Here is a 12,321-nt window from a genome sequence, read left to right as displayed (position 1 = left end):
CTCCCCGTGTCCCACCCCGCACTGAGCACGCTCCGGCTGGCCGCCGTCAACATCGACGGCGTCCTGCTGAACGACACCTTCAGCCCGGTCATGCACCGGCTCGTCGCCGCCCAGGGAGTCGAGTACACGCCTGAACTCGAGCGGGCCCTGCTCTCCCGGCCGCAACTCGAGGCCGCCCAGGTGTTCGTGGAGGTCACCGGCACCAGCGCCACTCCGCTGGAGGTGCTTGGCGCCTACTTCGCGGAACGCGAGCGCTACCTTCGTGAGCAGCCCGTACGGCTGCTCGACGGAGCGGTCGCCCTGCTGGAGCGGCTGCGTGCGCTCGGCCTGGACCTCGTGTGCTACGGCGGACTGGACGAGAGTCACTTCCAGCGTCATCTCGGGCCGTGGGCCGCGTACTTCAGCGAGCCGGGCTACATCTGCACCAACGCCTTCCGGCCCGGCATCCGCGAGATCACCCGCGACTTCTTCTCCCTCGCCCCCCACCAGGCGCTCTTCATCGACGACGCGGCCTCCGTCGCCGAGAAGGCCAGGGAATTGGACGTGCCCTTCATCGGACACCCCAGCCCCTTCGCGCACGGATTCCAGCAAGAGCTCATGCGGCGGGCCGGAGTCCGGTACCTGGTGCGGGAGTTGGCCGCGATCGACGAGGCGATGCTGCGAGCCCTCGACGCCGAGGCCGCCGGGCGCACCGTGTGGCGGCACGGCGAACCGACCCCGCCGCAGCCGGCCGCCGAGGCGCCGGGGGCGCGGTCATGACCGGGGCGGGCACCGCACCGCTGGCGGGCAAGGTCGTCCTCATCACCGGCGCCAGCAGTGGCATCGGAGCCGCGGCGGGGCGGGTGTTCGCGCGGCAGGGAGCCGTTGTCGTGCTGACGGCCCGGCGCGAGGACCGGCTCAGGGACCTTGTCGCCCAACTGCGCGGCAAGGGTGCCGAGGCGAGCTATCACGCCATGGACGTGCGCCGCGGCGAACAGGTCGAGCGGGCCGTACGGCACACCATCGAGCGCTACGGCCGCCTGGACGCCGCGTTCAACAACGCCGGCGTCGGGGTGGAGAAGGTGCCGCTGCACCTCCTGGAGGACGAGGCGTACGAACTGGTCATGGAGACGAACGTGCGCGGCGTGTGGAACTGCATGCGTCACGAGATCACGGCCATGGTGCAGGGCGGGGGAGGAGCGATCGTGAACACCAGCAGTGTGGGCGGGCTGGTCGCCTCCTCCACGGCCGCCCCCTACATCGCCTCCAAGCACGCGGTGATCGGGCTCACCAAGGCCGCGGCCGTGGAGTACGCGGCCCACCGGATCCGGGTCAACACCATCGCCCCCGGCCTGACCCGCTCGGAGATGGTCGACGAGTGGTTCGCCGTGTCGCCCGCGGCGGCCGAGAAGGCCTATCGGTCCGCGCCACAGGGGCGGGCCGCGGAGCCGGAGGAAGTGGCGGAGACCGCCGCGTGGCTGTGCAGTGACAGGGCGAGCTTCGTCACCGGCGCGACACTGCCGGTGGATGGGGGCCGCACCGCCTGGTGACCACGGGGAGGCGAGTGACGGGCGGCGGCTGCCCTGCGCCAGGGGCCCCGCCCGTCACACGCGTCACCCGACGACTCCCGGCCATCATCGGATTCCTTCCCGTCCACTCCCGGGTAAGCGCGGTCGAAGTGGGGTAACGTACCTCGTGTTCGGTTTTGTTTTCAACGGAGGAGGGTCCCGTGGCACAGCAAGAGCGTGCGGTACGGACCCGTCGTGCTGTTATCGAGGCCGCAGCCACCGTCTTCGCCGAACGCGGGTACACGGCGGCGACCATCGCGGAGATCCTCGAACGGGCCGGAGTGACGAAGGGCGCCCTGTACTTCCACTTCGACTCCAAGGAGGCCCTGGCGCGCGGTGTGATCGGAGCCCAGATCGAGAACGACTACTGGGTGCCGCGCGAGCTGAAGCTCCAGGAGTGGGTGGACATCGGCATGACGCTGGCCCATCAGATCCCCCTGGACGTCATCCTGCTGGCGGGCATACGCCTCTCCGGCGACATGCAGGGGCGTGACCTGTTCGGCAGTGCGTGGCCGGCCTGGATCGGGCTGTCGACCAAGCTGCTGACCGAGGCCAAGGAGCGTGGCGAGGTTCTGCCCCACGTCGTCCCCCAGGAGACGGCCGAATGCTTCCTCGGGTCCTGGCTGGGGACGCAGATGTTCTCCGAGGCGAACTCCAACTGGGCGGACCTCAGCGAACGGGTCTCCGTCCTGTACAACCACATGCTGCCGGCCATCGCCACACCCGCGGCACTGATCCGGCTGGACACGGCGCCCGACAGAGGCGCCCGGGTCATCAAGGAAGCCGAGCGTGTCCGGCAGGCCGCGCTCGCGGCTTCCGAGGCCTGACCGAGCGCGGGTTTTCGCGCCCGCGGACCGGGGAACCCCACGTGTTCGCGGGGGTTTCGGCATATCAACAAACCTCGCATCTGGTTTGCTGCGTCGCGCGTGAAGGTTCCCGGTGGCGATGCGGAATCCGTTCGACGGGTCGACCGGGTCGGGCGGGCCGTGCCCTCGGGCTCACGGCGACGCAATAGCAGACCTCGTATGCTCTTTTGTGAGCCCGTTGTGAGGCGAGCCTTGGTCCGCCCGCATACGCCATCATCGACGGCTCCACACAATACGAGCAGGGTGTCTGACGGTGTGTGACCATCAGGCCCGCATTAGGGTTGCGTTTCTCCACCCTGGCAAACCTACCAATCATGCGGTTTGCTAATGTCCTGAAACGGAACGCCGCAAGCCCCTGAGGGAAGCGGACTGACGCACTCCGTGTTCCGCTCCAGTCCCCAGGAGGAGACCGATGGTCAAACAGGTGCGCGCGGCCCGTACGCGCCAGGCCCTCATCCTCGCGGCGGCCGAGGTCTTCGCCGACGAGGGGTACGCGCTGGCCACCCTGCCCGTGATCAGCAAGCGCGCGGGAGTGAGCACCGGCGCCCTGCACTTCCACTTCCCCAGCAAGGACGCGCTGGCCAGGGAGGTGGAGGGGGCCGCGGCGGACTCCATCGAGAAGATGGCCGAACGCTGTCTGTCCTCGGCCGACACCCTGTTGCAGTCACTCGTGAACGCCACCTGCCGGCTGCTCGCCGCCGTGGCCACCGACCCCGTCGTGAGGGCGGGCTTCAAGCTGGGCACCGACCCGTCGCGCAACAGCGGGGCGGGGGTGCCGCAGTGGTGGTGCGCCTGGGTCCACGATCTCGTCGTCCAGGCGCAGGACGCCGGGGAGCTGGCGACCGACGTCGCGCCCGAGGACGCGGCGGCGGCCGTCGTCGCGGCGACCGTGGGCTTCGAGGCGCTCGGCGAGGTGGACGGCGAGTGGCTGTCGAGGGAACGGGTGGCCCGGTTCTGGTCGTTCATCCTGCCGCGCATGGCGGCCTCGCCGCAGAAGATCTCGGTCAAGCCGGTCAAGTCCATGGGTGAGCCCGACAGCGAGTGAACGCGACCTTAACAAAAACCGCGCACATGGTTCGGTAATGGTCTAGTCAAGCACGGGTGGCGGTAGCCTTCTCGTTCGGTTTTTACACCCTATTTGTCCCGGTAAATAGGGAAGATCCAGGTCGTCTTGAGCGGGTCTCGCGTACGGATAGAGGACAAGCAGGGAGGCCGGTACGGTATTGACATACCGCCCGTGCTGTTTTTTACTCGGGTTGCTAGGGAACCGCTCAAAGACAGCCAGCAGCGACGGGGAGACGGCGTGGACATCGACATACTCGGCACACTCGCCGTGCGGGAGAAGGGCGTCTCCATCACCCCGACGGCACCCAAACCGCGCCAGGTGTTAGCCCTGCTCGCGCTCGACGCCGACCAGGTCGTGCACGTGGACACACTCAGCGAGGAGCTCTGGGGCGCCAAGCCGCCCCGCAGCGCCCGCCCCACGCTGCAGACCTACATCCTGCAACTGCGCGAGCTGATCACCGTAGCCCTGGAGAGCGGGGACGCGGAAGAGGGCCGTTCGGCCAAGGACGTCCTGCTGACCGTGCCCGGCGGCTATCTGCTCAAGAGCGGCGGAGGCACCAGCGACGTCCGCGAGTTCGAGCGGCTGGCCGGCATGGGATACCGGGCGATGGACGCCGAGGACTACCCCGGCGCCGCCCAGCGGCTGCGCGAGGCCCTCGAGCTGTGGACCGGCCCCGCCCTCGCCGACGTACAGGCCGGAACCCATCTGGAGACGCAGATCAAACGGCTCGAGGAGAGCCGGCTGTGCGCGCTGGACCAGCGCATCGAGGCCGATCTGCGGCTCGGCCGGCACCGTGAGCTGCTCGCGGAACTGACCGTGCTCGTCAGCCGGTACCCCACCCACGAGAGCCTGTGCGGCCAGTACATGCTGGCCCTGTACCGCTCCGGCCGCCGCGGCGAGGCGCTGGACGCCTACCAGCGGCTGCGCGCCACCCTGGTCCGCACCCTGGGTCTCGAGCCGTCGCCCGCACTGGGCAAGCTGCAGCGCTCCATCCTCATGGCCGGGCCGGAGGGCGTCGTACCGCCCGCCTCCGGGCCCGGACGGCTCACGGCCATCGGCTGACCCGGCGTCAGCACGGCCCGGCCGGCCACGTGCCGCCTTGAGCGCCACCTCCGTCTTTGTTCGAGCACCGCTCTAGGCGCACGACGCAGTTTTGAGGACACACGGAGGAGGGGGACAGGCATGCCGTCCGAACGAGGGCACTCGGCCCAGCACACCGTCTCCGTCGCCGCCCCCGCCGGTGTCGTCTACGGCATGCTCGCCGACGCCGTGCGCTGGCCGGTGTTCCTCTCCTCCCACGTCCACGTCGAGCGGATGGACTTCGACGGGGTCACCGAGCACCTGCGCATGTGGGACGTGACGGCCGACCACGTCCGGTCCTCCCGCACCCGACGGGTGCTCAAACCGCAGTCGCGGTCCATCGAGTTCGAGCAGCAGGACACCTTCTGGCCGGACGCGCCCACCACCGGCGCCTGGACCGTGCAGGCCCAGGACGACGCGAGCTCCCTGGTCACCCTGCGGCACGACCTGCCGCCGGCCGGCCCCTACCGGTCCACCGCCCACGACCCCGAGGCCGAACTCAGGGCCCAGCTGGACGGGGTCCGGGAGATGGCCGAGCACTGGGAGAAACTCGACGAACTGCTGCTGTCCTTCGAGGACAACGTGCTGGTGGACGGACCCTTCGAGCTCGTCTACGACTTCCTCTACCGGATCGAGAACTGGGCCGAGACCGTCCCGCACGTCGAGTGGACCAGCGTCACCGAGGACCAGCCGGGCGTGCAGCTCGCCGCCATGGACACCTGTGCCGAGGAGACCGGTGAGACCGTCACCGTCGAGGCCGTACGCCTGTGCTTCCCGCACGCCGGGCGGATCGTCTTCAAGGAGACGGTCACGCCCGAACTGATCGCGGCGCACGCCGGTGAGTGGTACCTGCTGCCCGAAGAGTCCGGGGTGCGGGTCGGCTGCACCCACCACGTTCTGCTCAGGGAAGAGGCCGTGGCCCCGGTCCTGGGCGAGGAAGCCACCCTTGCGGACGCCCGCCGGTATGTGCGCGAGTGGCTGGGCCGCGCGAGCACCGAAGCGCTGGGCCTGGCCAAGTGGCACGCGGAGAGCGCCGTCCGCCGTCTGCGATGAGGAGGCCCGCGATGGCCCTCACCCGACCGGCTCCGACCGGGGAGAACACCGACACCGCCACCGCGGAGCCACGTCCGGCCCGCGAGCGGCGCAGGGCGGCCTACGCCGAACTGCCGCCGCCGGTGGAGGTGGCGCTGCGCGCCGTACGGCTGGAGGCACAGCTCGGCGACCCCGCCGATCCCGCCAACCGCTACGGCCTTCCCGCGCTGAGCGCCGTGGAGGGCACCGAGGGCCCGCCGTCCCCCGCCGACCTGCGCGCCGAGTTCCGGCCCCGCGCGGCCGGCGGCCACTACACCAGCGCCGACCAGCTGGTACGAGTGCTGCGCCCGCTCTTCCGCCGCGACCTTGCCCTCGGCCACGCCTGGGGCACCCGCCCGCTGCTCGCCGCGGCCGACAGCACCCGCCCGGCGCCCGCCCGGCCGGCCGAACTGGCCGCCCTGCTCGGGCCGGTGGCGCTGATCGCGGCGACGGGCACCGTGCTGCGCACCGCGGTCCGCATCGTCGACGAAGTCGACCGCCGTGAACCGGCCGCCCGGCAGTGGCACGGCACGCTCGCCGGAGACTTCGCCGACCTGCTGGCCTGCGAGAGCCTGACGACCGTGGCGCTGCGCTCCCTCGTCCTGCCCGCCGAGGCCACCGCCCTGCTCACCGCCGCGGTCGGATACGTCGTCCCGCAGCTGATGGCCGACGTCCACAACGACCTCGAACTCGTCCTGAACGAAAGCGGGTTCGCGCCCGGCAGCCTCGAACAGCGCTCGCTCGCCAAGCTACGGGCCGACCTCGCCACCGGCGGACAGTGGCCCGACCCGGCCGCCTGCCTGGCCCGGCTCGTCGCCGCACTGCCCGACCTCGCCGAGAACGGGCCGGGCGAGGCGGACGCCACCGCGCTGTTCAGGATCGGCGACACGGCCGCCGTCCCGGCCGACCTGCTGCCCGAGGGCACCGGCTGCCACCATGTGCTGGCCGACGCGCTGGCCACCGCGGCGGCGGCCCGGCCTGCCGAAGGGGAGGACGGCGCGCTCGCCCGCGCCGCCCGCCGGCTGCGCACCGAGCGGCGCACCCTGCGCCTGCCCTGTCTGCAGGCCGCCGACGCCTCCCCGGAGGACCCCGCCGCGCGGGCGCTGGCGGACCGCCAGGCCCAAGTGCTGCTGGCCGCCGCCGTGCTCGGCGTCCGCCGGGCGGCCGACCACACCACCTTCCTCAGCAGCCCGGACTGGGCCCTGCTCGCGCTCGTCCGCCTCACCGAACGGCTCGGCGTCCCACGGCCGCCCGTGCCCGCCGATCCGCGCGACGACGTCTGGGCGGAGCTGGCCGAGCGCGGCCGACGCGACGTCGACTGCGACGTGTACGCCACGAAGTCGCTGTGGTGAACGGGCCCGAGGACCGCGCCGGACAAGGGCACCAGGCCGTGAGCGGCCCGGTGGACGTCACAGCGCCCCTGCCGTCGCCGCTGCACCTCGCCGGTCCCGAGGGGCCCTGGGAGCCGGTGTCCGACGCGGTCGATTCCACCGGGGTCGCCGTGGTGCACACGACCTGGGGCGAGTGGCTCACCGTGACCCTGCTCGACCCGCGGCTGCGCGCGCTGCTCGGCCACGACTGGCCGCGCTACCGGCAGACCCGCGCCAGCGCCGGGCGGCTGCGCTTCGCCGTCTCCCGCCTGGTCATGAAGTACACGGCCGGGGCGGTGCTCCAAGTGCCCCCCGACGCCCTCGACCTCGCCTACAAGCCCGGCGGACGGCCCCATCTGCGCGGGCTCGGCGAGGAGCTCGAGCTGAGCCTCGCGCACACCGACGAGCTGATCGTGGTCGGTGTCAGCGGCACGGGCCCGATAGGGGTGGACGCCGAACCGGCCGACCGGCAGGCGCCGTTCGAGCTGCTGGGCGAGTACGTGTGCACGCCCGAGGAGGCGGCCGCGCTCGCCGCGCTGCCCGAGGCCGAGCGCACCCTCAGGCTGCTGCAGCTGTGGACGCTGAAGGAGGCCTACACCAAGGCCCTCGGCCAGGGCATGCGGCGCCGCTTCGCCGCGTTCGGGTTCCGCCGCGACGGCGAGGGGCGCATCACCCTGGCGGAGGACTCGGAGGGCGCCCGTGCATGGGTGTTCGCCGCCCATCTCGTCCAGGGACGCTACCTCGTGAGCGTCGCCCACCGCCCGGCGCGGGCCGCCCGGCAGGTCCCGTCGTACGACGCCGCGGAGTTCGCCGAGGCCGGTCCGCCGGCCGCGGGCGTACCGGGCTTTCCGGGGCGATGGAGACCCGGCGACCGATGAGGACCGACGTGGGCACCGAGTCCGGGCGCGCCCCGCGGGCGGCCCGGGCGGGGGTGCGCGGACGCCCTCCCACGGGACCGACGACGAGGTCGGTGCCGTACGGGGAGCGGGTGCCGCTGGAGCCGTGCGGGGCGCGCGGGCCGGCGGGGCCGTATGCGCTGAGTGCGCTGGGCGCACCGAGTGCGCCGCAGCAGTCGGCGCATATCGCGCAGAAACGATCCGAACAGGAGCGAGAACGAGCCGAAAAGGGGGGCAGGGAGCCGGTCCTCTTCGCCGCGGCGGCGGGTTTCGGTACCCGGGACAGCGGATGAGCAGCCATCACCTTTCCGAGGACACCGTCCTCGCCGTGGTCCACGAGCCGGGCGGCACCGCGCCAAGGTCCCCCGTCGTGCTGGAGCTGTGCGGGCCGCTGGGCCCCGCGGAGGCCGAGAACGTGGCGGCCCGGCTCGCCGAACGGCACCGCGCGTACTCCGTCACCGTCGACGACGACGGCGAACGGCACAGCCTCAGCTTCCTCCCGGCCGCGCCGGGCGACGGCGGACACGAGCCGCTCACCGCCGAGCTGCTGGCCGACGTACTGGCCCTGCTGCCCGGCGTGGAGGGCATCGTCCCGGCCACGGGGCACCAGCGCGAGCTGATCCTCGCGGCCGCGGCAGGGTCGCCGGACCGCCATGTCGAGCAGCTCTTCTGGAACTGGTCCGGGCCGCTGGACACGTCCCGCTTCGCCACGGCCTGGCAGTCGCTCGTCGAGCGCGAGGCCGTGCTGCGGGCGTCGTTCGACTGGACGGCCGCACCGCGTCTGGTCCTGCACGACCGGGCCCGGATCGAGGTCGTCCACCATGCGCACTCCACCGTCACCTGGGGCGACCTTGTCAAGCGGGACCGGGCGCGCGGCTTCGACCTGCACCGGCCGGGCCTGCTGCGGGTGACCCTGCTGGAGGGGACACCGGGGCCGGCGGTGCAGGACTGGTTCGCCCAGAACTGGTCGCCGCAGGACCGGCTGCCGCCCGAACGGGCGCCGGTGCGGGTGCTGCTGACCTACCACCGCGCCCTGCTGGACGAGCGCGGCGTCCATCTCCTGCTGCGCGAGTTCTTCCGGGCCTATGTCAGCGGCGGCACCCTGCCCGGCGGCGAACGGCGGCCCGACGTCCGCGACCACGCCCGCTGGCTGGCTCGTCAGGACACCACCACCGCACGCGCGTTCTGGTCCGCGGCCGCGCCGGCCCCGGCGTCGCCGTCCGGTCCGGCCGCCCCGGCAGTCCCACCGGGCACACCGGCCCCGGCCGGCTGCAACGCCGTCTCAGGCCCCCGCAGACCGCGCGGCTGCGGTCCTGGGCGGCCATGCGGGGCGTCGGCGAGAGCAGCGCGCTGCATGTGGTGTGGGCGCTGCTGCTGTACCGGGCGGCGGGCGCCGAGGGGCCGCTGCCGGTCAGCTTCGGTGTGCATCTGTCCGGGCGGGACGTGCCGATGCAGGGCGCCGCGGGCATCCCCGGGCTGCTCGGCAACGCGCTGCCGATGACCGTCACCGTCGACCCGGCGGCGCCCCTGGCGGAGCTGCTGCACGAGGTGCGCGACACCGCGTTCGACCTGATCGCGCACGCCTGGGTGCCCGCCGACCGGGTACGCGCCTGGAGCGGCCGGGGCGAGGACACCGACCTGACCGACACGGTCGTCGTCTTCGACAGCCGGCCCGAACTGCCGGAGGCGCTGCTCGCCGAACTGCGGGAGCAGGGCGTCCAGGTGGACGTACCGCAGAGCGTCAGTGGTGACACGAGCCTGCCGTTCACCCTCGTCGCCCAGCACAGCCCGGAGGGCGGGCTGCTGCTGACCGGTCTGTACGACCGCGCGAGCCTGGCGGACGGGGACGCGTCCGCGACGCTGTCCCAGTGCGTGCAGCTGCTGCGCTCCCTGCCCGACCACCGGGACCTGCGGTGCACCGTCGCCCAGGTGCTGGAGCCGCTGCGCACCTCCGACGTGCCCCGGGTGGCCCCGCGCTCGCCCGCGCCGCGCGGCCTCGCCCTGGCCGTGCTGCGCCCCGGGGAACCGCTCTCGGACGTCATCTGCCTGATCGGGGTGCCGGGTGTGCCGGCCGGTGCCTACGAGGTCCTTGCCCGTGACCACCAGGGACCCGAACGGATCGTGGCCCTGCGCATGGAGGGACCGGCGGAGGTGTCGGTGTCCGTGCTGCGCGAGATGCTCGCCCCCGACCGCCGACTCGTCCTCGGCGGCTGCGGGCCGGGCGGCAGCGCGGCCTACGAGATCGCCCGGCGCGGTGCGGCCGAGCCGGGCTCGGCCGTGGCCGTGGTGATGACGGGGGTGGGCGGCGCCACGGCGAGCGCGCAGGCGCTGGCGCGTGGGCTGCGGTCGGTGCGCGCCAGGGACGTGTGACCGTGCGCGCCAGGGACGTGTGACGGGTGCCGGGGGAGGGCGTGACGGGGGCCGGGGGACGGGTGACGGGGCCGAATTCACGCCGGAAATAGGGCGTAAGCAAGCTTTTGTGATGGTCCTCAAGTCGGGGAGGAGCCGTTCTCTAGCGGCTCATTCGACGGTGTCCGAAGAGCTGGAGGAGAGGGCATGAGCGATTCGGGCCAAGTACAACCGGCGCTGCGCATCGAGCGTGGGCAGGCGAGTGACGAGGAACTGGCCGCGCTCACCGTCGTACTGCTCGCGCTGTGCGCGGAGGCGCAGGAGAGCGAGGCGGGACGTCCGGTCAACGGCTCCCGGTGGTGGAGGAGGCCGCACTCCTACCGGGCCCCGCGCAGCTGGCAGTGACGGATCTTGGTGCTCCAGGAAGGAACCTGACCACATGTCAACGACGATTGCCTCCGCTCCGGTCGAGACCGGGCCGGCCGACATCCGCGGCCGGGTGGCAGAGCTGCACGGCATCCGTGCGCAGGCGCTGGCGGGCCCCAGCGAGAAGGCGACCGAGGCGCAGCACGCCAAGGGCAAGCTGACGGCGCGGGAGCGGATCGAGCTGCTCCTGGACCCGGGTTCCTTCCAGGAGGTCGAGCAGCTGCGGCGGCACCGGGCGTCGGGTTTCGGGCTGGAGGCGAAGAAGCCGTACACGGACGGTGTGATCACCGGCTGGGGGACGGTGGAGGGCCGTACGGTCTTCGTGTACGCGCATGACTTCCGGATCTTCGGTGGTGCGCTGGGCGAGGCCCATGCGACGAAGATCCACAAGATCATGGACATGGCCATCGCGGCGGGTGCGCCGCTGGTGTCCCTCAACGACGGTGCGGGCGCGCGGATCCAGGAGGGTGTCTCGGCCCTGGCGGGCTACGGGGGGATCTTCCAGCGGAACACGAAGGCGTCGGGTGTCATCCCGCAGATCAGCGTGATGCTCGGCCCCTGCGCGGGCGGCGCGGCCTACAGCCCCGCCCTCACCGACTTCGTGTTCATGGTGCGTGAGACCTCGCAGATGTTCATCACCGGGCCGGACGTGGTCAAGGCGGTCACCGGTGAGGAGATCACCCAGAACGGTCTGGGCGGCGCGGACGTGCACGCGGAGACCTCCGGTGTGTGCCACTTCGCCTACGACGACGAGGAGACCTGCATCCACGAGGTGCGCTACCTCCTCTCCCTGCTCCCGCAGAACAACCGGGAGAACCCGCCGCACGCCGCGACCGCCGACCCGGCCGACCGGCGCTGCGAGGCGCTGCTGGACCTGGTTCCGGTCGACGGCAACCGGCCGTACGACATGGCCAAGGTGATCGAGGAGATCGTCGACGACGGCGAGTACCTCGAGGTCCACGAGCGCTGGGCGCGCAATGTGATCTGCGCGCTGGCCCGGCTGGACGGCCAGGTCGTCGGCATCGTCGCCAACCAGCCGCAGAGCCTGGCCGGCGTGCTGGACATCGAGTCGTCGGAGAAGGCGGCCCGGTTCGTGACGATGTGCGACGCCTTCAACATCCCGATCATGACCCTGGTGGACGTGCCCGGCTTCCTGCCCGGAGTCGGCCAGGAGCACGACGGCATCATCCGGCGCGGGGCGAAGCTGCTGTACGCCTACTGCAACGCGAGCGTGCCGAGGATCTCGCTGATCCTGCGCAAGGCGTACGGCGGCGCGTACATCGTCATGGACTCGCAGGCGATCGGTGCGGACGTGACGTACGCCTGGCCGACCAACGAGATCGCCGTCATGGGCGCCGAGGGCGCCGCGAACGTCATCTTCCGGCGGCAGATCGCCGCGGCCGACGACTCCGAGGCGATGCGGCGTCAGATGGTCGAGGAGTACAAGGCCGAGCTCATGCACCCGTACTACGCGGCGGAGCGCGGCCTCGTCGACGACGTGATCGACCCCGCCGAGACCCGGCAGGTGTTGATCAGGTCCCTGGCGATGCTGCACGCCAAGCACGCCGACCTGCCCTCCCGCAAGCACGGCAACCCCCCGCAGTAGTCGCCCTGGAGACCCACTCCACGAAGACACCGCACCGTCCGGTT

11 protein-coding genes are annotated in these 12,321 nt (G+C 72.1%); all 11 read left to right on the top strand.

The genetic code is table 11. The features are described 5' to 3' along the window. Positions 1-6: 6 nt before the first annotated feature. The 11 genes from N8I87_RS43135 (at position 7) to N8I87_RS43085 (ending at position 12,277) form a co-directional block, all read left to right on the top strand. Positions 7-759 (top strand): HAD family phosphatase, encoded by a 753-nt coding sequence (locus N8I87_RS43135; RefSeq protein WP_263217313.1) that lies wholly within the window; start codon positions 7-9, stop codon positions 757-759. Then, positions 756-1,529 carry an SDR family NAD(P)-dependent oxidoreductase gene (locus N8I87_RS43130; RefSeq protein WP_263217311.1) on the top strand — a complete coding sequence of 258 codons (774 nt, stop codon included), beginning with the start codon at positions 756-758 and terminating at the stop codon, positions 1,527-1,529. Before N8I87_RS43135 ends, N8I87_RS43130 begins: the two co-directional genes overlap by 4 nt. Before the next feature lie 179 nt (positions 1,530-1,708). Further along, complete coding sequence (locus tag N8I87_RS43125) at positions 1,709-2,374, top strand: ScbR family autoregulator-binding transcription factor (protein ID WP_263217309.1); 666 nt, start codon at positions 1,709-1,711, stop codon at positions 2,372-2,374. A 451-nt stretch (positions 2,375-2,825) separates the two neighbouring features. Beyond that, positions 2,826-3,458: a ScbR family autoregulator-binding transcription factor gene (locus tag N8I87_RS43120; protein ID WP_263217307.1), complete on the top strand. Its 633-nt coding sequence runs from the start codon at positions 2,826-2,828 to the stop codon at positions 3,456-3,458. Positions 3,459-3,716: 258 nt separating this feature from the next. Then, the gene (locus N8I87_RS43115; protein WP_263217306.1) at positions 3,717-4,541 is read left to right on the top strand and encodes an AfsR/SARP family transcriptional regulator; all 825 of its coding nucleotides are present in this window, start codon (positions 3,717-3,719) and stop codon (positions 4,539-4,541) included. A 120-nt stretch (positions 4,542-4,661) separates the two neighbouring features. Further along, positions 4,662-5,612 carry an SRPBCC family protein gene (locus tag N8I87_RS43110; RefSeq protein WP_263217305.1) on the top strand — a complete coding sequence of 317 codons (951 nt, stop codon included), beginning with the start codon at positions 4,662-4,664 and terminating at the stop codon, positions 5,610-5,612. A gap of 11 nt (positions 5,613-5,623) precedes the next feature. After that, the gene (locus N8I87_RS43105; protein ID WP_263217303.1) at positions 5,624-6,982 is read left to right on the top strand and encodes a hypothetical protein; all 1,359 of its coding nucleotides are present in this window, start codon (positions 5,624-5,626) and stop codon (positions 6,980-6,982) included. Then, positions 6,976-7,878 carry a 4'-phosphopantetheinyl transferase family protein gene (locus N8I87_RS43100; protein ID WP_263217300.1) on the top strand — a complete coding sequence of 301 codons (903 nt, stop codon included), beginning with the start codon at positions 6,976-6,978 and terminating at the stop codon, positions 7,876-7,878. Before N8I87_RS43105 ends, N8I87_RS43100 begins: the two co-directional genes overlap by 7 nt. 1,341 nt (positions 7,879-9,219) lie before the next feature. Next, on the top strand, positions 9,220-10,266 hold the full coding sequence (locus N8I87_RS43095) for a condensation domain-containing protein (RefSeq protein ID WP_263217298.1): 1,047 nt from the start codon (positions 9,220-9,222) through the stop codon (positions 10,264-10,266). A gap of 186 nt (positions 10,267-10,452) precedes the next feature. Further along, on the top strand, positions 10,453-10,650 hold the full coding sequence (locus N8I87_RS43090; protein ID WP_263217297.1) for an acyl-CoA carboxylase subunit epsilon: 198 nt from the start codon (positions 10,453-10,455) through the stop codon (positions 10,648-10,650). A 34-nt stretch (positions 10,651-10,684) separates the two neighbouring features. Next, entirely contained in the window at positions 10,685-12,277 is a 1,593-nt protein-coding gene (locus tag N8I87_RS43085) for an acyl-CoA carboxylase subunit beta (protein ID WP_263217295.1), read from the top strand. The last annotated feature ends 44 nt before the right edge of the window (positions 12,278-12,321 follow it).

The sequence above is a fragment of the Streptomyces sp. HUAS 15-9 genome, from assembly GCF_025642155.1.
Taxonomy (GTDB): domain Bacteria; phylum Actinomycetota; class Actinomycetes; order Streptomycetales; family Streptomycetaceae; genus Streptomyces.
This window is presented reverse-complemented; position numbering and strand designations above follow the sequence as displayed.

Excerpts from the sequence above, each read along its gene's own strand:
- N8I87_RS43085 (WP_263217295.1), top strand. The coding sequence starts at position 10,685 with ATGTCAACGACGATTGCCTCCGCTCCGGTCGAGACCGGGCCGGCCGAC.
- N8I87_RS43130 (WP_263217311.1), top strand. The coding sequence starts at position 756 with ATGACCGGGGCGGGCACCGCACCGCTGGCGGGCAAGGTCGTCCTCATC.
- N8I87_RS43105 (WP_263217303.1), top strand. The coding sequence starts at position 5,624 with ATGGCCCTCACCCGACCGGCTCCGACCGGGGAGAACACCGACACCGCC.
- N8I87_RS43095 (WP_263217298.1), top strand. The coding sequence starts at position 9,220 with ATGCGGGGCGTCGGCGAGAGCAGCGCGCTGCATGTGGTGTGGGCGCTG.
- N8I87_RS43120 (WP_263217307.1), top strand. The coding sequence starts at position 2,826 with ATGGTCAAACAGGTGCGCGCGGCCCGTACGCGCCAGGCCCTCATCCTC.
- N8I87_RS43090 (WP_263217297.1), top strand. The coding sequence starts at position 10,453 with ATGAGCGATTCGGGCCAAGTACAACCGGCGCTGCGCATCGAGCGTGGG.
- N8I87_RS43110 (WP_263217305.1), top strand. The coding sequence starts at position 4,662 with ATGCCGTCCGAACGAGGGCACTCGGCCCAGCACACCGTCTCCGTCGCC.